Annotated in this window: 23 protein-coding genes; 17 read left to right on the forward strand and 6 right to left on the reverse strand. The window is 44.9% G+C overall.

Annotated elements, in window-relative coordinates; all coding sequences use genetic code 11:
- Positions 1–73 precede the first annotated feature (73 nt).
- The 10 genes from dnaJ (at position 74) to deoC (ending at position 10,844) form a co-directional block, all read left to right on the forward strand.
- On the forward strand, positions 74–1,198 hold the full coding sequence (dnaJ, locus tag ACH33_RS05310; RefSeq protein ID WP_057898069.1) for a molecular chaperone DnaJ: 1,125 nt from the start codon (positions 74–76) through the stop codon (positions 1,196–1,198).
- A 38-nt stretch (positions 1,199–1,236) separates the two neighbouring features.
- The gene (gene prmA / locus ACH33_RS05315) at positions 1,237–2,271 is read left to right on the forward strand and encodes a 50S ribosomal protein L11 methyltransferase (RefSeq protein WP_082705906.1); all 1,035 of its coding nucleotides are present in this window, start codon (positions 1,237–1,239) and stop codon (positions 2,269–2,271) included.
- 9 nt (positions 2,272–2,280) lie between these two features.
- Positions 2,281–3,018 carry a 16S rRNA (uracil(1498)-N(3))-methyltransferase gene (locus ACH33_RS05320; protein ID WP_057898070.1) on the forward strand — a complete coding sequence of 246 codons (738 nt, stop codon included), beginning with the start codon at positions 2,281–2,283 and terminating at the stop codon, positions 3,016–3,018.
- 105 nt (positions 3,019–3,123) lie between these two features.
- The gene (gene mtaB / locus ACH33_RS05325; protein WP_057898071.1) at positions 3,124–4,464 is read left to right on the forward strand and encodes a tRNA (N(6)-L-threonylcarbamoyladenosine(37)-C(2))-methylthiotransferase MtaB; all 1,341 of its coding nucleotides are present in this window, start codon (positions 3,124–3,126) and stop codon (positions 4,462–4,464) included.
- Positions 4,465–4,598: 134 nt separating this feature from the next.
- Positions 4,599–6,203, forward strand: coding sequence for an ATP-binding protein (locus ACH33_RS05330; protein ID WP_082705907.1), 1,605 nt, complete (start codon positions 4,599–4,601; stop codon positions 6,201–6,203).
- Entirely contained in the window at positions 6,200–6,916 is a 717-nt protein-coding gene (locus tag ACH33_RS05335) for a response regulator (RefSeq protein ID WP_057898072.1), read from the forward strand. Before ACH33_RS05330 ends, ACH33_RS05335 begins: the two co-directional genes overlap by 4 nt.
- A 229-nt stretch (positions 6,917–7,145) precedes the next feature.
- The gene (locus ACH33_RS05340) at positions 7,146–8,408 is read left to right on the forward strand and encodes a dicarboxylate/amino acid:cation symporter (RefSeq protein WP_057900250.1); all 1,263 of its coding nucleotides are present in this window, start codon (positions 7,146–7,148) and stop codon (positions 8,406–8,408) included.
- Between the two features lie 148 nt (positions 8,409–8,556).
- Positions 8,557–9,612: a DctP family TRAP transporter solute-binding subunit gene (locus ACH33_RS05345; RefSeq protein WP_057898073.1), complete on the forward strand. Its 1,056-nt coding sequence runs from the start codon at positions 8,557–8,559 to the stop codon at positions 9,610–9,612.
- Positions 9,613–9,717: 105 nt separating this feature from the next.
- Positions 9,718–10,167 (forward strand): NUDIX hydrolase, encoded by a 450-nt coding sequence (locus ACH33_RS05350; protein WP_057898074.1) that lies wholly within the window; start codon positions 9,718–9,720, stop codon positions 10,165–10,167.
- Positions 10,164–10,844: a deoxyribose-phosphate aldolase gene (gene deoC / locus ACH33_RS05355; RefSeq protein WP_057898075.1), complete on the forward strand. Its 681-nt coding sequence runs from the start codon at positions 10,164–10,166 to the stop codon at positions 10,842–10,844. Before ACH33_RS05350 ends, deoC begins: the two co-directional genes overlap by 4 nt.
- Before the next feature lie 284 nt (positions 10,845–11,128).
- On the opposite strand, the gene ACH33_RS05360 is transcribed toward deoC, so the two are convergent.
- The gene (locus ACH33_RS05360) at positions 11,129–12,052 is read right to left on the reverse strand and encodes a Na/Pi cotransporter family protein (RefSeq protein ID WP_057898076.1); all 924 of its coding nucleotides are present in this window, start codon (positions 12,050–12,052) and stop codon (positions 11,129–11,131) included.
- A gap of 194 nt (positions 12,053–12,246) precedes the next feature.
- Between ACH33_RS05360 and ACH33_RS05365 the strand changes: the two genes are divergently transcribed.
- From ACH33_RS05365 to ACH33_RS05375, 3 genes are all read left to right on the forward strand, one after another.
- On the forward strand, positions 12,247–12,486 hold the full coding sequence (locus ACH33_RS05365) for a hypothetical protein (protein WP_057898077.1): 240 nt from the start codon (positions 12,247–12,249) through the stop codon (positions 12,484–12,486).
- 140 nt (positions 12,487–12,626) lie between these two features.
- Positions 12,627–13,292: a copper amine oxidase N-terminal domain-containing protein gene (locus ACH33_RS19820; protein WP_204244856.1), complete on the forward strand. Its 666-nt coding sequence runs from the start codon at positions 12,627–12,629 to the stop codon at positions 13,290–13,292.
- Between the two features lie 132 nt (positions 13,293–13,424).
- Positions 13,425–14,780 (forward strand): RsmF rRNA methyltransferase first C-terminal domain-containing protein, encoded by a 1,356-nt coding sequence (locus ACH33_RS05375; RefSeq protein ID WP_057898078.1) that lies wholly within the window; start codon positions 13,425–13,427, stop codon positions 14,778–14,780.
- A 305-nt stretch (positions 14,781–15,085) separates the two neighbouring features.
- On the opposite strand, the gene ACH33_RS05380 is transcribed toward ACH33_RS05375, so the two are convergent.
- From ACH33_RS05380 to ACH33_RS20320, 3 genes are read right to left on the reverse strand one after another with little or no spacing between them, the layout of a single operon-like run.
- Complete coding sequence (locus tag ACH33_RS05380; protein WP_057898079.1) at positions 15,086–15,556, reverse strand: hypothetical protein; 471 nt, start codon at positions 15,554–15,556, stop codon at positions 15,086–15,088.
- Complete coding sequence (locus ACH33_RS05385) at positions 15,553–15,870, reverse strand: PepSY domain-containing protein (RefSeq protein WP_057898080.1); 318 nt, start codon at positions 15,868–15,870, stop codon at positions 15,553–15,555. The genes ACH33_RS05380 and ACH33_RS05385 overlap by 4 nt, the downstream gene beginning before the upstream one ends.
- Positions 15,871–15,913: 43 nt before the next feature.
- On the reverse strand, positions 15,914–16,273 hold the full coding sequence (locus tag ACH33_RS20320) for a PepSY domain-containing protein (RefSeq protein ID WP_257721599.1): 360 nt from the start codon (positions 16,271–16,273) through the stop codon (positions 15,914–15,916).
- Between the two features lie 28 nt (positions 16,274–16,301).
- On the opposite strand from ACH33_RS20320, the gene ACH33_RS20530 reads away from it, so the two are divergent.
- The 3 genes from ACH33_RS20530 (at position 16,302) to ACH33_RS05400 (ending at position 18,283) form a co-directional block, all read left to right on the forward strand.
- Entirely contained in the window at positions 16,302–16,475 is a 174-nt protein-coding gene (locus tag ACH33_RS20530) for an IS3 family transposase (RefSeq protein WP_082705909.1), read from the forward strand.
- Between the two features lie 142 nt (positions 16,476–16,617).
- Positions 16,618–17,247: an RNA polymerase sigma factor gene (locus ACH33_RS05395; RefSeq protein ID WP_057898082.1), complete on the forward strand. Its 630-nt coding sequence runs from the start codon at positions 16,618–16,620 to the stop codon at positions 17,245–17,247.
- The gene (locus tag ACH33_RS05400) at positions 17,216–18,283 is read left to right on the forward strand and encodes a DUF4179 domain-containing protein (protein WP_057898083.1); all 1,068 of its coding nucleotides are present in this window, start codon (positions 17,216–17,218) and stop codon (positions 18,281–18,283) included. The genes ACH33_RS05395 and ACH33_RS05400 overlap by 32 nt, the downstream gene beginning before the upstream one ends.
- A 470-nt stretch (positions 18,284–18,753) precedes the next feature.
- Here ACH33_RS05400 and ACH33_RS05405 read toward each other — a convergent pair whose 3' ends face one another.
- Both ACH33_RS05405 and ACH33_RS05410 read right to left on the reverse strand, forming a co-directional pair.
- Entirely contained in the window at positions 18,754–19,407 is a 654-nt protein-coding gene (locus tag ACH33_RS05405) for an MFS transporter (protein WP_057898084.1), read from the reverse strand.
- Between the two features lie 88 nt (positions 19,408–19,495).
- On the reverse strand, positions 19,496–20,074 hold the full coding sequence (locus ACH33_RS05410; RefSeq protein ID WP_057898085.1) for a PadR family transcriptional regulator: 579 nt from the start codon (positions 20,072–20,074) through the stop codon (positions 19,496–19,498).
- A gap of 216 nt (positions 20,075–20,290) precedes the next feature.
- Between ACH33_RS05410 and ACH33_RS05415 the strand changes: the two genes are divergently transcribed.
- Complete coding sequence (locus tag ACH33_RS05415; protein WP_057900252.1) at positions 20,291–21,481, forward strand: MFS transporter; 1,191 nt, start codon at positions 20,291–20,293, stop codon at positions 21,479–21,481.
- Position 21,482: the final 1 nt, after the last annotated feature.

Consider the following 21,482-nt stretch of genomic DNA (forward strand, 5'->3'; position numbering starts at 1 on the left):
CCTTGACTTTGACTTTTTTTCGCAACCTGATATGATGGACTTTATGAGTAAAGTAGTGCGGGAGTGAAGAGCAATGAAACGCGATTATTATGAGGTGTTAGGCATCTCCAAGTCCGCTTCGGAAGACGAGATCAAAAAAGCGTACCGCAAGCTGGCTCGCAAGTACCACCCGGACGTTAACAAAGAGCCGGATGCGGCAGAGAAATTTAAAGAGGTAAAAGAAGCGTACGATGTGCTAAGCGACCCGCAGAAGCGCGCTAACTATGATCGCTTCGGCCATGCCGGCGCCCAACAGGGCGGTTTTGGTGGCGGAGGCTTTGACTTTGGCGGAGATTTTGGGGGTTTTGGCGACATTTTTGACATGTTTTTCGGCGGCGGGCGCCGCAACCCGAACGCGCCGCGTCAGGGCGATGATCTGCAATACACGATGCGGATCGATTTTAAGGATGCAGTGTTTGGAAAAGAAGTCGATATTGAAATTCCGAAAGAAGCGACGTGTTCCAAATGTAACGGTTCCGGGGCTGAGCCGGGCAGCAAGATCGAAACGTGCCAGACATGCGGTGGCACCGGACAGCAGGAGATCGTACAGAATACACCGTTTGGCCGTGTCGTAAACCGCAGGGTATGTCCGAACTGTAAGGGAAGCGGCAAGTTTATCAAGGTAAAATGCAGCAAATGTCACGGGAGCGGACGTGAAAAGGTACGTCGCAAAATTCATATCAAAATCCCGGCCGGCGTGGACGATGGCGCAAGAATGCGCATCGCCGGCGAAGGTGAGTTAGGAATAAACGGTGGCCCCCCGGGAGATTTGTATGTTGTCTTCCAGGTAAAACCCCATGAGTTCTTTGAACGCGATGGAAACGATATTTACTGTCAGGTTCCGATTACATTTGCCCAAGCGGCGCTTGGTGATGAGATTGAGGTTCCGACGCTTGACGGCAAAGTGAAGCTGAAAATTCCGGCCGGTACCCAGACTGGAACAAGATTCCGCCTGCGCGGTCACGGTGTTCCTTATTTGAACCGCTCAGGCAAAGGGGATCAGCACGTGAAAGTTGTCATTGTTACTCCTACCAAACTTAGCGAAAGACAGAAAGAATTGCTGCGCGAATTCGCTGAGATCAGCGGAGAAGAAATGCATGGCAGCGGAGAAACTTCTTTCTTTGACAAAATGAAAAAAGTGTTGCGGGGAGAACTTTAAAACACAAGATAGCGTAACGGGAGGATGGGACGAAAGCGATGAAATGGTCTGAAATTAGCATTCATACGGCGCAGGAAGCGGTCGAGGCGGTTGCGAATATTTTGCACGAGGCAGGTGCCACGGGCGTAGTTATTGAAGATCCGGAAGTTCTTGGGCGTGATTGGGATGATAAGTATGGCGAAATCTACGAACTTTCGGAGAAGGATTATCCGACTGAAGGTGTCATTGTAAAAGCCTATCTTCTCGTCAACAGCTATCTTGCAGAAACGGTGGAAGAAATCAAAGAAGCGGTCAACAACCTGTCTTCGTACGGCATTGATGCCGGCCCGGGCACGGTGACGCTTGCGGAAGTGCAGGAAGAGGAATGGGCCACCGCCTGGAAGAAGTACTATAAACCAGTCGAAGTATCCGAGCGGATTACAATCACTCCTACCTGGGAAAACTATTTGCCGAAGAAAGCGGACGAATTAGTGATTGAGCTGGACCCAGGCATGGCATTTGGCACAGGAACACATCCAACAACTGTGCTGTGCATTCGCGCCTTGGATGAACTCATTCAGGGCGGGGAAAGCGTGATTGACGTAGGCTGCGGTACTGGTGTGCTCAGTATCGCGGCCGCAAAACTTGGTGCTGCTTCCGTGCGCTCGCTTGATCTTGATGAAGTAGCTGTCCATTCTGCCATTCAGAATGTGAAACTGAATCGTGTGGAAGACAAAGTAACAATAGCGCAGAACAATTTGCTCGACGGTATAAAGGGACCGGTTGATATTGTCGTTGCCAATATTCTTGCGGAAGTGATCCTGCGGTTTGTTGACGACGCGGCGGCTGTGCTGAAGCCGGGCGGATTGTTTATTGCTTCTGGCATTATTACCCAGAAAGAAGCAGAAGTAAAAGCTGCAATGGAGAAAGCGGGCTTCCGGGTAAAAGAATCGCACTATATGCACGATATGTATGACAATGAAGACGGTGCGAACGATTCATTCGCGGATACGGTTGCCCCGCCGACCATTTACGATCGAAACGCCCTAATCTCAGGTTGGGTGTGCATAATTGCGGAACGAAAAGCAGAGTGAGGGATATGAATGCAGCGCTATTTTGTGAATCCTTCGCAAATGAATGAACAATACGTAACGATTGTCGGGGATGACGTAAACCATATCGCAAAAGTGATGCGCTTTAGGAGCGGCGATGAGATTATTTGTTGCAACGGACAAGGACGCGACGTGCGCGGTGTAATTGAGGAAATCCAACCCAATGCCGTGCGTGTGCGCATCTTGAGAGAAGAGGGGCCGAATCGCGAACTTCCGGTGCAAGTTACCATTGCACAGGGGCTTGTGAAAGGTGATAAAATGGAGGTAGTCATTCAGAAAGGCACTGAGCTCGGTGCTTTTTCTTTTTGCGCGTTCACTTCTATGCGCACGGTTGTTAAGCTCGACGAAAAAAAGGAGAGAAGACGGCTGGAACGGTGGCAAAAAATTGCCAAAGAAGCTGCTGAGCAGTCGCATAGAAGTCATGTTCCCATTATAGAAAATGTGTTAACTTGGCGCGAGCTTCTTGCATCCGCGTCCCGTTTTCATTATGCTTTATTTGCATACGAGAAAGAAGAAACGGTCACGCTGCACCGCGTTCTTGCTGAAGCGGCACCCGGCTCGAAAATTTTGATTGTTATCGGCCCGGAAGGCGGTTTCGACGAGAAAGAGGTGGCAGAGGCGGAAGCGGCCGGGTTTTTGTGCGTATCGTTGGGAAGGCGGATTTTGCGCGCAGAAACTGCACCGTTATACGCCTTGTCTTGCGTTTCTTATCAGTTTGAACAGCAGTAGTCAGATGAGAGTGGAGAGTCTATACATTTGGCTTGATATACCGGCATACTATGATACGGATGTCAGGATATCAAAGTATTACACGAATAAGGAGTTGGATGAGAGATGCCAACTGTAGCATTTCACACGCTTGGTTGTAAAGTGAATCACTATGAGACTGAAGCGATTTGGCAGTTGTTTAAGCAGGCCGGCTACGAAAAGATAGATTTTGAACAAAAAGCGGATGTCTATGTTATTAACACATGTACGGTCACAAATACGGGAGATAAGAAAAGCCGCCAGGTTATTCGTCGTGCCATCCGTCGTAACCCGGATGCGGTTGTTGCTGTTACGGGTTGCTATGCGCAAACGACGCCGCACGAGATTATGGCGATTCCGGGTGTAGATATCGTTGTGGGCACGTCCGGCCGTGACCAGCTGATTGACTATGTCAACCAGTATTTGCGTGAGCGTCAGCCGATTAATGCGGTGACGAACATCATGAAGGCTCGTGAATACGAAGAGCTTGATGTGCCGGAATTTACGGATCGTACGCGCGCGTCGCTAAAAATTCAGGAAGGCTGCAATAACTTCTGTACGTTTTGCATTATTCCGTGGGCGCGCGGCTTAATGCGCAGCCGCAAGCCGGAAAGTGTGATCGAACAGGCAAACAAGCTGGTGGCCGCAGGGTATAAAGAAATCGTGCTGACTGGCATCCACACCGGCGGTTATGGTGAAGACTTGGAAGATTATAATCTGGCGCGCCTGCTACGCGACCTTGACAGCAAAGTGCCGGGATTGAAACGTATCCGCATCAGCTCGATTGAAGCGAGTCAGATTACGGATGAAGTCATCGAAGTGCTCAATTCTTCCGACAAGATGTGCCGTCATTTGCATGTGCCGTTGCAGGCGGGTGACGATTATGTCTTGAAGCGTATGCGCCGCAAGTACACGACGGATGAATACCGCCGCAAAATTGAGCAATTGCATGAAGCGTTGCCGGACGTGGCGATTACGACGGACGTTATCGTCGGTTTCCCAGGTGAAACGGAAGAAATGTTTATGAACGGGTATCGTTTCATTGAGGAAATGAAATTTGCCGAACTGCACGTCTTTCCGTATTCTAAGCGCAGCGGTACACCGGCGGCTCGCATGGAAGACCAGGTGGACGAAGAAGTAAAAAACCGTCGTGTGCATGAGTTGATTCAGCTATCTAATAAGCTGGCGCTGGATTATTCCAGCAAGTTTGTAGGCGAAGTGTTGGAAGTGATTCCGGAAGAGCCGTACAAAGAAGCGACGGACAGCGGCCTGTATGTGGGCCATTCCGACAATTATCTGAAGCTTGTTTTCCCGGCTAACGAAACGTTGGTAGGAAAAATTTGTAAAGTTCGTCTGGACGCTCCGGGCTCTGAATATTGCAAAGGAACGTTCGTCCGCGTGCTCAGTGAAGAAGCGCTCAAAGCGTAATGAGACGCTGAACGAAACAGGGCGTAAGCGAAACTGTTTTCCGCAGTTTCGCTTTTTTTTCATGGTGATTCTTTTTATAATTTTTTAAGGAAAGCGTCAAGTTGAGATGTTTCTACCATGAAAAGGAGTCCTGTATGTTTCATTTGAATAACTGGCCTATCCGTTGGAAAATTACACTGCTCGCATTTGGCATTGTGCTATTTTCTCTGCTGATGGCCGCTACGATTCTTTTGGGTAAAATTTCTAGTATGAAAGTGGAAGAGGTTGGCCAACGCTCGCTCTTGATCGCTAAAGTCACAGCGCAAATGCCGGAAGTCAAACGCGCGGTAGGGTTGCTGAACGGCGAGTTGCGTGTCCAGCCGCTTATTGAACAGGTGCGTGCTATCTACGGGGCTGATTACATTGTCGTAGTTGACATGAACGGGAAGCGGTTCTCGCATCCTATCGAAAGTCGTGTCGGCACACATTTTAATGTAAATGAAGCGAAGCCGGCGTTTGCTGAACATATCTATGTCGAACGGGTCGAAGGCCGTCTTGGCGAAGGAGTGCGGGCGTACGCTCCGGTTATGAATGAAGAACATCAGCAGATCGGCGTTGTGATGGTAGGGAATACAGTTCCTCACATTCTCACAATTCTTGAGGATATGAGTAAAGAAATCGTTCTTATTCTTTCGCTTACGCTTTGTTTTGGTATCTGGGGTTCTTATTTGCTGGCGAGCCATATTAAGAAGCAAACATTCCAATTGGAGCCGCAGGAGCTGGCCCGGATATTGGACGAACGTACATCCGCTTTTCATGCCATCCATGAGGGCATTATTGCTATTGATGACAAAGAACGCATTACCGTGATTAACGATGCGGCGCGGCGCATGCTGAAAGTGAAAGGAAAGGCGATCGGTGAAAACATCCGCGATGTTATTCCCGACACGCGCCTGCCAGAAATTCTTGAATTGGGCCGCCCGATTTATAACCAGCAGTTTTATGTGGGCGATACGCTGATTTTAAGCAATCGAATTCCGATTCGTGTCAAAGAGAAGATTGCAGGAGCTATCGCTATTTTCCAGGATAAGACGGAAGTGACCCGCCTTGCGGAAGAACTGACCGGAGTTAAGGCATTTGTGGATGCGCTGCGCGCAAAAAATCATGAGCACAGTAACAAACTGCATACGATTGCTGGGTTGATCCAGCTGGGCAAGGAACAGGAAGCGCTTCGTTACATTTTCCAGCTTGACGAAGAGCAGGAAAATGTGGCCCATTATATCAGCGGGCGCATTCAGGACATAAACTTGACAGGACTTTTGATCGGGAAGATTAGCCGAGCCAAAGAGCTGGATATTGCGCTTTGTATCGATCCGTATAGCGAATTTCGCATGTTTCCGGAAGGGGTTACCTACCATGACCTTGTGATTATTATCGGGAACTTGATCGAAAACGCGTTTGACGGGTTATCTGAGATGAACGACCGTGAAAGACGGGTGGATGTGTCGATCGTGCAGGACGAGAGCTATTTAACGATTGAAGTGGAGGACAACGGGATTGGAATCCCGGAAGAAATACGGCATCAGATTTTTGCCAAAGGCTTCTCCACGAAGCAAAAAGACGAGCGTGGTATTGGCTTATATCTTGTCTCTTCCATTGTGGAACGGAGCGGAGGCGAGATTGAAGTGGACAGTATGGTCGGATATGGCACATGGGTGCGCGTAAAGCTTCCGATGGAGCGAAAGGAGGAAACAACATGAGCAAACCGATTACGGTCTTATTAGTCGAAGATGATCCGATGGTACAAGAGATTAACGCCTCGTTTATTGAGCAGGTAGAAGGTTTTAAAGTAATAGGCTGGGCGAGGAACGGGGAGGAAGCGATTGAAAAGATCAGACGACTGGCGCCGAACCTTGTTATTCTTGATTTATACATGCCAGGCAAAGGCGGACTGGAAACGCTGCGCATTATTCGCCAGGAGGAGTTTGACTTGGACGTTATTGCGGTAACGGCGGCTAACGATCGGGACACTGTGCTGCGTGTCATGCGTCTTGGTGCCGTTGATTATATTTTTAAGCCTTTCCAGTTTTCACGAATCAAGGAAGCGCTTTTGCGTTATAAAGAGCATTTTCTCCGTAATCAGTCAGCCGTATTTTCGCAGACAATATTCGATGGCGCCCGCACATTGGCCATTGCGGGCAAAAAGCAGTCTACAAAAGAAGAAACGAACTATCCAAAAGGGATCCAAGCGTTTACGCTTCAGCAAGTATCCAACTGCCTTCGGGAAGCGGAAACGGATTTGTCTGCAGAAGACATCGGACAGATCATCGGCATGTCCCGCGTCACGGTGCGCCGCTATCTCGAATATCTGGAATCGGTTGGCAAGGCGAAATCGCATATGGTATACGGCACGGTAGGACGCCCGATGAAAATGTATACGTGGGTTGATGAACAAAAAGAACAAAATGTTTAATAAATACGAAAACTTCTTCCTTTCCTTTGCAAACGTTATCATAAAACTATCAGACAAGATAAATAATTAGCAAAGGGAAGGGTTTGATGAAGATTCAAAAAAAACGGACGGTTTCAGTTCTTATTGCAATCGCAACCGTTAACGTTTTTGAACTTCATCACTTCCTTCCTTTCGCTTCAGCGGAGCGTAACCGTGAGTAAATGAAAGGGAGGATAGGATGAAAAAGAAAATGAGGCTAAATTTCAGAAATCTTACCGTGCAGGTAATATGCGCCATTATTTTAGGGATTTTAGTTGGACAATTTTTCCCTGACTTTGGCTCGCAATTGAAGGTTTTGGCGGATATTTTTATTAAGCTGGTTAAAATGGTGATCGCCCCCATCGTGTTCCTTACGATTGTAGTCGGAATTGCAGGGATGGGCGATTTAAAGAAAGTTGGCCGCATTGGGGGAAAAGCGCTCATCTACTTTGAGATCGTAAGTACAATTGCTTTGGCTATCGGAATTATTGTCGTTAATATAATTAAGCCGGGACAAGGTATGGATAAAGCTGCGGCCACAGGCGATATAACGAAATATACGAAACAGGCTGCTGAAACGAGCCACGGTATAATAGACTTTTTAATGAGCATTATTCCAGAGAACATTTTTGGAGCTTTAGCGAACGGCGAACTCCTGCCGATTCTTTTTGTTGCTGTTTTGTTCGGCATATCGCTGACGGCGATGGGAGAACGTGCAAAATCGGTGCTTGATTTATTTGAAAAGTTAACAGAAGGCATGTTTGGTATTGTAAATATGGTCATGAAAGTTTCCCCGATTGCAGCGTTCGGCGCGATGTCTTATACAATTAGCAATTTTGGGATTGAAGTTTTGCACAATTTGGGAAAACTAATGGGTTCCGTTTATATTACAATGTTTTTGTTTATTATTCTTGTACTTGGTTTAATAGCTAGAATATATGGATTTAGCATCTTTGGCTTTCTTAAATACATCAAAGAAGAGATTCTTCTCGTATTAGGTACTTCTTCTTCTGAAGCTGCCTTTCCAAAAATGATAGAAAAGCTGGAAAAGTACGGATGTTCAAAATCTGTTGTTGGACTTGTGCTTCCTACCGGTTATTCATTTAACTTGGATGGTACAGCCATTTACTTATCTATGGCCGCCATCTTTATCGCTCAGGCTTATGGGGTTGATTTGACTCTTACCCAGGAAATTACGCTTCTCGCTATTTTGATGCTTACTTCAAAAGGAGCAGCTGGTGTTACGGGCTCGGGTTTCGTAACTTTGGCGGCAACATTGGCTGTATTCCCGACGATTCCGGTTGAAGGTATGGCGCTTCTTCTCGGTGTGGACCGCTTTATGTCAGAAGCGCGGGCGATTACGAACCTCATTGGCAATGGGGTTGCTACTGTGGTAGTTGCGAAGATGGAAGATGAATTCCGTACAGAGACAGAGAGCAAAAACGGCTCGTATAATGAACAAGTTTCCGCTTAATTGGCGGTTTGTTTTAGCAACAATTTGCGCGTCGGCTAGAATATAGCCGACGCTTTTTTGATGGAAAGAAAAAGGACGAGCGTGCAATATCTGCGAGTTTTTCTTATGCTATGATAGGAATACGAAAGCAGGAAAAGGAGAATGTAACGTGAAATCCCTTGGGTGGTTGATTGTATTTCTGCTTGCAGGATTAGCCATTTCGATTGCTGTCGGTTTCGGCTTCAGCGCGAAAGAGCCTGTACATTATGATGCTGAACAGGAAGGGTTGGACAAAAAAGTTATCATTCGCTTCAGCCATGTGGTAGCAGAAAATACGCCGAAAGGCTTAGCTGTTTCTAGGTTCGCTCAGCTTGTTCGGGAAAAAACGGACGGTATGGTGGAAATCCGAGTGTATCCTAACGCTACACTATTTGATGACGAAAAAGAGTTTCAGGCCTTGCAGACAGGCAAAGTCGAAATGATTGCGCCTGCCACCTCTAAGCTGTCCTCGCGCTATCCGGCTTGGATGATTATGGACTTGCCATATGCGTTCAAAAACGAAAGCGAAGTAAAAGAAGCGATGGACGGGCGGCTTGGCCAATTGTTATTTAAGGCCATCAATGACGAAAATATTAAAGGCCTGGCGCTTTGGGATAATGGCTTTAAGCAGATGACCGCCAATCGGCCGCTCATTGATCCAGAGGATTTTAAGCAGATGAAATTTCGGATTATGGCAAGCCCGATTCTTCAAGCACAATTCAGGGCGCTGGGCGCGAAAGCGGAAAGCTATTCTTTTAATGATTTGTACCGGCAATTGCAGTTCAAAAACGTGGAGGGAGAAGAAAATACGCTATCCAATATTTACAGCAAACGTTTATACCAGGTACAGCGGCATATGACAGTTAGTAATCATGGCTATCTTGGGTATATTGTATTAATAAATAAAACGACGTGGGATAAGTTGTCCCCAAAGCAACGGGCGGCAATTGAATCGGCAATGGCGGAAACGACGGCCTGGATTCGCCAGTACGCGAAAAAAATGAACGACAGGGCGCTCGCGGAAATGAAAGCAAAAAATTTGATTCATATTCATATGCAGACAAATAAGGAGAAAGAAGCATGGAAAAAACGCCTGGCGCCTGTCTATTATCAGTTTAAAGATACCATCGGAACACAAGTTTTGGAAGAATGGAAAAAACTAGGGGCAGACGAGCGGGCTTTATAGAAGAGGAGCGGTGGCTACGAATAAATATGCTAAAAAAAGTGGTAAAGGGCAGGCAGAGTGAGATAAACTTTTGAAAAAGGATGCTTTTGCAAGGAGGAATGTTGAATGGCAAAGGAGGTTTCAGCAGGAGGCGTTGTATATAGGAGAACAAAAGACAACAAGATCGAACTCATGATTATTGAAGACAGGTATTTAAAAGCGTCTCTGCCGAAGGGAAAGCAGGAAGAGGGCGAGACGATGGAGGAGACCGCGCTTAGAGAGATCAAAGAGGAGACAGGAATTGAAGGAAAGGTTGTCCAGCCGCTGGAAACGATTTATTATAACTATTACCATCCGAAAGTTGGGGCCGTGAAAAAAGAAGTTCATTACTATCTTGTGGAAGCGATGTCGGGAACGCTTGCGCCGCAACTTGAAGAAATAAACACAGCAGTATGGATGTCGCCAGAAGCGGCATGGGAGAAACAAACGAAACATGGGTACCAGAATAATATTTCCGTTCTGGCAAAAGCCTATCAACTGTTAGGACTTAGTACGCGAAAGGGGCAAACATCATGACAATGGAACCGGGCAAGCTTGCAACTTATATCGATCATACGTTGCTCAAGCCGGAAACGACAGCTGGGATGATCGATAAACTATGCCAGGAAGCGAAAGAACATCGATTTTTCGCTGTTTGCATTAATCCTTATTGGGTTGAACGCGCAAAGCAGAATCTTGTAGGCAGCGATATAAAAGTCGCCACCGTAATCGGATTTCCACTCGGTGCAAGCATCGCTGAAGTCAAAGCATTTGAAGCAGCGAGAGCGATTAAGGACGGAGCAGACGAGATCGATATGGTTATCAATATCGGCGCGCTGAAATCGGGCGATGATGAAGCGGTGTTACAGGATATCGCAGGGGTTGTGGCGGTAGCTGGTGACGATGCGCTGGTTAAAGTAATTATTGAAACCGGTTTGTTGACGGAAGAGGAAAAAGTGAGGGCTTGCCGCCTGAGTAAAGAGGCGGGCGCGCACTTTGTCAAAACTTCGACTGGATTCTTAGGCGGCGGTGCGACGGTGGAAGATGTGGCATTGATGCGAAAAACGGTTGGCGAAGAGATGGGTGTTAAAGCGTCCGGTGGTGTACGTACCTTTGAAGATGCGGAAGCGATGATTCAAGCCGGCGCGACCCGTATTGGTACGAGTGGTGGCGTCGCTATCGTTCAGGGTGGCACAAACGCTGAGCAATATTAATATGCTAAGGAGCTAGGATAAAAAATATGCCCTTTCTTCCTGCGCTTGTGTTATCTTTCTACAAAGTTACCATTTTATCGTACGTCCATGTCAAAAGCTGCATCCCCAAAACATTTGAGTAAATTCGAAGAGTGGGACACTCGTGTTTGCTGTTTCACCTTTGTATGGTTCGATGTGGAGTGGAAAGTGAAAAGGCGCGAAGGAAGAAGGGGCGTATTATTCATTATCTTACTCTCTTAGTGCAGATAGAGAAAATTCGCGAGGTATAAAATCGTGAGTTTTTCTTATTTTTTAATGAAAAATTGCGCTGCCTTTGCGATCGGATGCGCAAACGGGAGCGCTAGGAGCGAACAAATGACATTGAACAGCGTTTGCGCGTGGGCGATTTGTACCGCGGGATCGCTTGTCAGTAATGATACTAGCGTCCCAAGTTGCGAAATGAACGGCAGAAACAGAAGAACGCCCGCAATATTCAAGAATACGTGAACCCAAGCGACTTGCTTCGCTGCCGCATTGCCGCCGATCGCTGCCAGTACTGCCGTTATGCACGTGCCGATATTGCTGCCGAGAATAATGGCGATTCCCATGCCAAGAGAAAGGATGTTTTCATTCATAAATCCCATGGTAATGGCTGTTACCGCCGAACTGCTGTGCAAAAGCGCCGTGAAGATGGTACCGATGAAAATTCCGTTGAAGTAACTTGCTTCTGGGCGCGCCAGCATTGACAGAAAGAACGGTGTATGTTGCAATGGCACAGCAATCATCTGCATCATCTGGATTCCAAGAAATACGCAACCAAAGCCGGATATGGATATGCCGATCGCCCGTATGATGGGGGAGCGGAACCAGAGAATGGAACAGCCGATGAGGAACATGGGAAGGGCCCATTTTTGTGGATTAAGCGCGATGAGCTGTGTGGTGAAGGTCGTCCCAATATTCGTCCCAAGGATAATTCCTACCGTTTGCGGAAACGAAAGCAGGTTAGCGTTTACAAGTCCGATGGTTACAATGGCTACCGCGCTGCTGCTTTGGATAATCATTGTCACGATGGTTCCTGTGATGAGCCCGCGCGTTGGCGTTTTTGTAAAGCGCGTGAGCCAGCCTTGCAGGCTTTTGCCCGCGAGCGCAAAAAGTCCGAGTCGCATGAGATGCATGCCGCCCATGAAAAGTCCAAGCCCCGCAAGTAGAGGAAACGCGAGAGTGAGCATTTTTTTTCTCCTTCCGTCTGCATCTATCCCATTTGTATGCGGAATACGAGACAGGCATGACAGACCCGGATAAACAAGGATGGACCCGAAGGAGATAACGGGTCTATAGCCATACATATGTCCAGCGGTACAGGCAGGTGCGTATAAAATAGACGCAAACCTAGTATGACGTATCGAAGGGAAAGGAAGATAATATGGAGCAAAAATCAACCTGCAATCTTGATCATTCGCTTGAAGATATACGTAAAAAACTGGAAGTCATCGCACCGCATTTGCCGGATCGCATTGTTGCGGTGCTGCCCACGTACTTGGAAAGTGGACGCACGCAGGAAGAGTTGAATTACGTATTTCATTTGCTGAAAAAATATGATTTGGCAGACGAAATGGAAAGAGTACATCGCAATAAGGAATTTATCCGCTTATTGAAGCTGTAAAGCTGTAACAGCGATTCCCCATTTGTATGATAGACGGGGCCCTTTCTTATTTATGTCGAAAAATGCGACAGAAAAAATATCCTCTCTGCGAAAGTTATGACAGTACAGGCGAAACATCATCATGAAAAGGAGAGAATGGCATGAATAAGAAAATTGTAAGCAGTTTGCTGGCGGCAACTTTGCTTGCGGGAGGGACTTCCGTGTTCGCACAAACGGCGGATGCTACAGCCAAGCCGCAGAAACAGGAATCAACCACGAAGAAAACTGGCCTTGAAAACGCTTTGGAGCACGTAAAAAACGAAACGGCGAGACAGCATATTATGGATAACATTGAAAAGCAATGGAAAGCAACGACAGGAGATTCGGTTACGGTAACGACGGGGGATTCTGTCACGGTCACTCCTGGAAAAGAGGACAAGCCTAAAGAAGAGGCGAAAAAGCCGAGTGTAATCGTAATTAAAATAAATGGCAAAATTATGATTACAAACCAGAAGCCGATTATCATCAATAATCGCACAGTTGTTCCGCTGCGCAGCATCTTCGAATCACTGGGAGCCGAAATCAAGTGGGATGCCAAGAAACAAACTGTGTATGCGACGAAAGGAAACCGGAAAGTGATGATTAAAATCGGTGACCAAAATGCTGTGGTGAACGGCAAGAAAGTAAAGCTGAACCAAAAAGCTACTATCGTTAACAATCGTACAATGGTGCCGTTGCGTTTCGTAAGCGAAGCGTTAGGTGCAAGTGTGGAATGGGATGCGAAAAACGCGACCGTCCATATCAAGACAACGATTAAAACAAACTAATTTTGGTTTCATGTAAAGGGCGGATGTCCGGCTTTTAACCGGGCACCCGCCCTTCTGTTCATTTTGCCTCGTTTTTCTGGACGATTTTTGGTAATATATTTGGCATCACAGCAAGAAAAAAGGATGGATAGAATGACAGCGTTACCTGAACGTTTTGTGCAACGGATAAAGCAGATGATTGGTGAACAGGAGGCGGCAGCATTTCTCGCGAGTTATACCGGGAGCGCAGCGCATGGATTGCGTCTGAATCCGGCGAAAGTACCGCTGGATGAATTCATCGTAAAGATGCCGTTTTCCTTGACGCCGGTTTCGTGGTGCCCGCTCGGGTTTTATTATCATGAAAAGGATAGACCTGGAAAGCATCCGTACCATGCAGCAGGTCTATATTATATTCAAGAACCAAGCGCAATGGCGGTGGTGGAAGCGCTCAAGCCAGAGCCAGGAGATATTGTGCTTGATTTATGCGCAGCACCAGGTGGAAAATCAACCCATATTTCCAGCTATCTTGGAAATAGCGGCTTGCTGGTAGCGAATGAAATCCACCCAACCCGCGTAAAAGTGCTTTCAGAAAATCTGGAGCGCTGGGGGGCGCGTAATATTTTAGTGGTGAATGAAACGCCGGAACGTATGGCCGAACGGTTCCGCGGTTTCTTTGACAAGATTGTGGTGGATGCCCCGTGCTCGGGCGAGGGGATGTTCCGCAAGCTGCCGGAAGCGTGCGATGATTGGTCGGAAGAGAAGATAGGGCATTGTGCATTCATGCAGGCGGATATTTTGGAATCGGCTTCCATCATGCTGAAGCCAGGCGGCGTGATGGTATATTCCACCTGTACATTTTCGGAAGAAGAAAATGAATGGCAGATTGAAAGGTTTCTTTTATCACACCCTGAATTTTCCCTGGAGCCGGTGGCGCAGGGAGAATGTTTCTTTGAGCGTGGGAAACTGGCGAATACATACCGCCTTTGGCCCCACAAATTGAGCGGAGAGGGACATTTTCTCGCCCGCCTGCGCAAGAGCGCTAGCACTGGGGAGCGATCAGAAAAACCGGGGGCAGGAAAGGTAAAGCCGATTCCCGCAGCTACGCGCAAATTATTTGAAGCATTCTGTCGCGAAACGCTGACATTTATCCCCGAAGGACAGTATGCGTTGTTCGGTGAACAACTCTACCTTTTGGCGGATGGTCTGCCAAGTTTGAAAGGACTCAAGATCGCGCGGGCGGGCTGGCATATGGGAACCGTTAAGAAGGATCGGTTTGAACCTTCACACGCACTGGCGCTGGCACTGAAGCCCGGAGAATGGAAGCGGAATGTCAACTTTTCCACTGACAGCGATGAAGTGTACCGGTATTTAAAAGGGGAAAGCCTGTTTGTGCAGAAGACTGGAAAGGGTTGGGACGTGGTGACGGTGGATGGCTATCCGCTAGGCTGGGGCAAGCTGGTGCAGGGACAGTTAAAGAACCATTATCCCAAAGGATTGCGCTGGGTGTGAGTGTATGAAACATAGTCATAAACCCCTTATTAATTAAGGGGTTTTTCTATATTACAGGTTGTCTTTTATAAGAGGGGAATTGGGGACAATTTGTAGACAAGCGCAGCGTTATATCATCTAACAAGAGCAAATTCTATGAAGTACTGACCAGATGATTGTTGGTTACCTTTTTCATTGCTCAGCATATTTGCCAGTACATCTGAATCTCCTCTTCTCGTACTGCTTGTAGCAGAGCCGTTACCTGTTCTTTGGTGTATACGTTCCTTGCTTCTGTTTTTGTTTTCATTGGCTCGCTGTATCCAAACCTATTGTTTTAATGAAATCCCTAACTCTTTAGCAGCTTGATTGAGATTGTCGCGATTTATTTTAATCATATTTGACGTTTTGGTTTTATCCTTATTCTTAATAGCGTCTTCTAAAGCATCAAATTTACCATGCATATCCTCAGCTAATTTTGCGTTTTTGGCTTTTACTGAAGGGAGTATAGCAGAATGATACTCTTCATGAATTTGGTCAAATAATGTACTAGCGCTTTGGAAATCATTTTTATTAACATTGCTTTCAATGGTAGCGAGTCCTTGTATTTCATCTTTGATTGCTTTCTCTACTTGAGTATTATTAGGACTCGTTGTATCTCCACCTTCATGCTGATGAGGTTGTCCTTCTTCATGATGAACATGATCTTGTGCTGGTTGTTGAGATGAAGAGCTACACCCAGTTAGTCCTAAACCAAATAACAAAACAAGTGAAGCAAATATAACGTTTTTGGTTCTCATTCATCATTTCCCCTTTTTAAACGTGTATCTACAGGTTTCATCTTGCGATCTCCTTTAAACCACATCCATATTCCTGTCATACTTAACACAATCATACAAATCGCTCCTACATCAGTAAGCCATACAATAGACATTTTCCCTATTGTTCCAGAGTGAAGGCCAAATATAAATTTCTGTAGCTTCATTTCCATTTCTGAACTATAGCCAATGAATGATCGATGATTTAGTAACAATCCTGTGATTGCCATAATCAGCATGAGAATGGCCCCGATTATTCCTGCTATGCGATGAATCAGTCTTGTGATACGGTACATGAGTAACTCCTACAGCACACAGTATTTACATCAATGGCATCCTCTATCCAATCCATTGCTTTATTGCCGGCATTCTTTTAATTACGAGCCAATCTAAGGCTAACACAATTAATAGAGATATTTCAACTAACGGAAAAATGACACCAAAAACAATGATAATAAAAGCGGCTCCTTTTTGTATTTTAAAATCTTTTGGCAAGGATGGAGTGCCGAATTTTCCAGTTAGTTTCCGTTTCCACCACATGATCACACCGCTTATTGTAATTCCTATAAGACCAAGACAGATAATTAGATCAAGCAATTGATTAGCTAGCCCAAAATAATGACCTTCGTGTAAAGCAACTCCAATGGAAATAGCTTTCGCTAATGGACCATAATCTTGAAAACGTAAGTCTGCTAGTATTTTTCCGCTATATTAGTCAATATGCAGCATGGAAAACTTCTTCAGCCATTTCAAGTCAGAGTGTTTCAATCTGTACTCTTTCCGCACGGTTGAAGAGGTGAAAGATGCCGTACACAAATATATTCGTTTTTATAACCATCAACATTTCCAAAAGAAATTAAATAACCTGAGTCCTTATGAATATAGGACTCAGGCTGCTTAAAAGTGCTTTTTTATTCCTGTCTACTTGACAGGGGGTCATTCTCTATGGTGCAGCACTTTTTTGTGCTGCATGGATGGCTAACGGGCAGAATAGCGGAATAACTTGCAGAATCTTAGAACTCCTGAAAGGGTGTTTTTTGTCGATGTCATATCCATATTTTGGTTGTGAATGGTTTAATTATTTTTTTTTAAACTGGGAACCTATTTCTGCTTTTTTGCATAATACAGGTGAAAGGATGGTGAGGATAAAATTGGAGCGTGAAAAACGACTAGAAACATGGATGGATTTGTACACTCAGCGTTTAGTTCGCCTTGCGTATACATACGTTCGTGAGTGGGGAACAGCAGAGGATAAGGTACAGGATGCTTTTGTTAAGGTGTACGAAAAAATGGATCAATTCAAGGAAGAGCATGACCCATTCCCTTGGCTTGCTAAAATTGTCATTAACGAGTGTAGAATGGCACAAAGGAAAGGGTGGAGGGAAATCATATCCGCACTATTGCCTGAGCGTGCTGATATTAGCTCGGAAGATACCTTTTTAGCAATGGAGTCTAATCAAAAAATGTACGAGGTTGTTCTAAAACTTTTGGAACCTTATCGTACCCCCATAATTCTGTATTACTTTGAAGAGTTATCGTTAAAACAAATTTCCGAAATACTTGGGATAAATGAAGGAACAGTGAAGTCTAGACTAGCACGAGGCAGAGAACGATTAAGAAAAGTATGGGAGGAGGAATATCATGAGTTTGGACAAGCAAATCAAAGCTGCTAAACTTTATCACGAAAATCATACTGTAAATGTTGAGAATTTCAAAAAACGTGTGTTTCAAAAATTAGAGGAACAAAAAGAATTGAAAACTAGACAATCGTGGCCCATACTCCAAAAATCGGTAACTACTTCTATTGCGTATGGGAGAAGGGAAATTTTCAAAAAAACGGGCGTTCTCATAACAGCTGCCGCAGCGTCGCTAGTGTTGGTAATAGGAGTCGGTGTTACATACCCCGGTTTTGCCCAAACTCTAAAACAGATGCCTCTAATTCAATCGGTATTTAGTATTGTGGGTGGTGACGGACTCAAAAAGGCCCAAGAAAAAGGTTTAGTCACTAATATACAGAAAGTCGCGACTGACAAGGATATCACGGTTACCATCACGGAAGTCTTTTATGACGGCTCACAGGTCTCCGTTGGATATATACTGGAGTCTCCTGATAAATTGCCTGACAGGGTTTATCAAGAAAAAGCTATAAAAATAAATGGAAACTTACTTGAGAAATGGGGGGCTGGCGGGGCGAGCCATCGTATTGATGACCATCATACTGTGGGCGTCATTAACTTTAGCACAAGTGAACCATTACCCGACAAATTTAAGTTCGATCTTGCTATTACACAGATTGGAGATATAAAGGGGGATTGGTCTTTTTCCTTCCCAGTTGTGAAGAATGACACTTCAAATAAACAAATTGTACCAATGTTAACAAAAACGTATAAAGACATGACCGTAATACTTGAAAAGGTCACATTCTCAGTCAACTCAACTGAATTAGTGGGGCAATTGATCCAACCAAGCGGAGCACTTTCGACGATTTTTGAAGTAATTGATGATAAAGGAAATAAAATAGGACTTCTTAGTTCATCAGCTGAGGAAAATAAAATAGATAGGGAGAAAGAAACCGTTCGTTGGAAAGCGATCTACCAACCTTTTCAAGAACCACCCAAATCTTTAACTATACGTCCTATTACTCAAGATCAAAATGCTCTTCCTTCAGATGTAGTCAAGGGACTAGAGATAACTATTCCCATTCGTTGATCATTTTCTTTGCTTGTAAACCTGAACAATGAAAAGATTTATCAGAATTTGAGCAACTGATGGGAATCAATAGTTGAATAAAAGCAAGAATATTATGGGGACAGCATTGGGGACAATATGGCAACAAAGTTAACACATTTTAAAGCAACAAAACACAACAAAAAACGTTAATCCCCTGATTTAAAAGGATGTAACGCAATAGTACAGAACGCCATAAATGGGGTTAAACCATTATCCCAAAGAATTGCGCTGGGTATGATTGTATGAATTTAGATTGAAGACAAATTCCCCTTGCAGAAAGGGAGTTTGTCTTCAATCTGATGCATCGCAGGACGCGGTGCAGAAGGTGACGGAGCGCTTATTTTCGAATCAGAGCGGTTCATAGACGTGTTCCGAGAAAATCAAAGACTTAAGGCTTCACAGACTGTTACCCTATTAATTTGTCAATAATCTAGTGGTAAGAACCCTTTTTAGCAATTTTTGTTTTTCAATAACCCGATTCCTGAGAGAAGAAGTAAAAAAGCTATGCTTAACCATGCCCAGGTATATCCTTTTACATCCACAATGAATCCAAAAATAGGCGGGGCTGAAATGATAGCGAATTGATTTAAAGTAAGTGCAAAACTGACAGTTACACCAACTGAATCTTCTGATGATTTTTCAGCAACTTCAACGATAAAAAGGCTATACCAACCTATACCGAAGAAACCTAACCAACCGCTAAGCAAAAATAAACTCCAAAGCGGTAAAGTATGTATATTCATTGTGAAGATTAATACGGAAGCAAAAGCTGCTAGAACAGAAAATAAAAGCGGTTTCCTGCGATTTCCTCTGTAAAAATAATCGCTAATCGATGCCAAAATAATCCGCCCTACCATTCCCAAAAACAACGAAACCGAAAAGATTTGTCCCGCCAGCATCGGCGATAATGATTCGGTGTTGGTAAGAAAAATCGTCAAATGTCCAACAATTACCATTTGTAATGAGATCATGCAAATTCCGGTAAAGAAAACAGGATATAAAGCTTTGTTTTTTATGATTTCTTGAAGCTGTTTTTGAAACGGCTTTACCTGTTGTTTAGGTGAAAAGAAAATGCGACTTGAACGGGAAAAATCGTTGCCCAAAGAGCGCCGCCGGAAGATTGAAGAATAGCAAGAGAAGAAATAAGAAGAATGGGGAGACGTGTTTTTGCGAACGCCTCCCTTTTTGTGTTTACTCCCTTTTTCCTTCTATGGATGTCTCAGAGTCCTCATTCGCTTTATCCAGCAGATCGAGCACCCAGCGGCACCAGATAATCTCTTCTTCTTCCTGTCTTAGCTTTCGTTTAAATAATAGATACCGCCCAAAGTGGCGGGATGTAAAATTTGTAATGGTTTCCCCGTACTCTTCCTCCATTTTTTTGATTTCTTCTTTGCGGTGTGTAACTTTTTCTTCAAATGTTGAAATACGTTCCCAAAACAGCTTTTTCGCCGTATTTTTATCTGTCAGCCAGATGGAATATACCTTAATCAAAAATTCATCCCGTATCACTGGAGCGGCCGGTGTTTGAGCAATCCACTTTTGCAGCAATTTTTTTCCCTTATCGGTAATTGAGTAAATCTTCTTATCCGGTTTTCCTGTTTGTTCAACATGTTCAAATGTAACATATTGTTCTTGCTCCAGTTTGGCCAGCAGAGGATACACCTGGCTGTGTTTTGCCCGCCAGAATACTTCGAGCAACTGGGTTAGCTCATATCCAGAACAAGGCTTGCGCATCAGCATACCAAGCAAAGCATATCCTAAAGCGTTCATATGGTTCCCTCCGGTTTATGGTCAGAATATATGTAAAAAATTATATATATAAATATTGACGTCTGCAAATAGATGGCAGTATACTGTTTCATGTCTTTTATATATAAAAAATGACATATAAATTGCTTTTCAAAGCGGCTGTTGGTAAGCTGCTTTGCTACGCATCGCCAGGGGATTGCGTTGTGTGAAAGAATAACATAAAGGAGTGAGAGGATGATGGAAAACAAAAGACGAAGGGCAAGAATCATTACCATGTTTGCCACATTTCTCGCATTTATGGGAATTGGGGTGGTGGATCCGATTCTGCCTTCGATCGCTGAGCAAATCGGGGCTACGCACTGGCAAGTTGAAATGCTGTTTACGTCTTATATTTTTACAATGGCGATTATGATGTTGCCTGCGGGTTTGCTGGCCGGGAAATTCGGAGATAAGCCGATGATGGTAGCCGGTCTTATCATTGTTACTATTTTTGCTTTGCTGTGCGGATTTTCCAATACGATTGCTGAACTGTCAAGCTTTCGGGCCGGCTGGGGTCTTGGCAACTCTTTCTTTTTTGCCACGGCGATGACCTTGTTGATTGCCCTGTCGAAAGAGGTAAGTTCAGCAGTTGGATTGTATGAAGCGGCCATTGGCTTGGGAATGGCCGGTGGTCCCTTGGTTGGTGGTATTTTGGGCGGCTATACGTGGCGTTATCCGTTTATTTCCACAGGTTTACTCATTTTTATTGCCTTTATTTTGGTGTGTTTCTTTGTTAAGGTACCTGGGCAGCGACCAAAAAGAAAAACGGCAGGATTCAAAGAAATGGGGCACCTGTTCTCCTATTCACCGTTTTTGCGCGGAGCGCTTGCAGGTATGTTTTATAACTACGGATTTTTCACTGTGTTGGCGTATTCGCCGCTGGTGATGAATTTACCCACTATTCAATTGGGGCTCATTTTTTTCGGTTGGGGACTTTGCCTTGCCTATGGTTCGGCTGTTTTATCACACAAGCTGGAAAAAAAGTATGATGTAAAAAAACTTTTGCGCTGGGGATTGTTGCTTTTCTCTTTGTTTTTGTTCGCTCTGTATTTTGTTAAACTAACGTGGTTGCAAATCGTATTGGTCATACTGTCCGGTCTTTTCTCAGGATTAAACAACGCCCTGTTTACGACTCATGTGATGGAATCTTCGCCGTATGAGCGCAGCATAACGTCAGGAGTTTACAATTTTGTGCGTTGGCTAGGAGCGGGAGTAGCTCCGATTTTATCCGGGGTGCTTGGCCATAAGCTCTTCCCGCAAGCTCCGTTTGGCATCTCTGGCTTCATCGTACTTGTCGGATTTCTATTGATGCTTCTACCGGTGCGGGAGCCAAGAAGGAGAGAAGAGGAACGGAGAATTCACTTGCATAAAAAAATGGGTATTTATTAAA

Source organism: Aneurinibacillus sp. XH2 (assembly GCF_001439585.2).
Classification (GTDB): Bacteria; Bacillota; Bacilli; order Aneurinibacillales; family Aneurinibacillaceae; genus Aneurinibacillus; species Aneurinibacillus thermoaerophilus.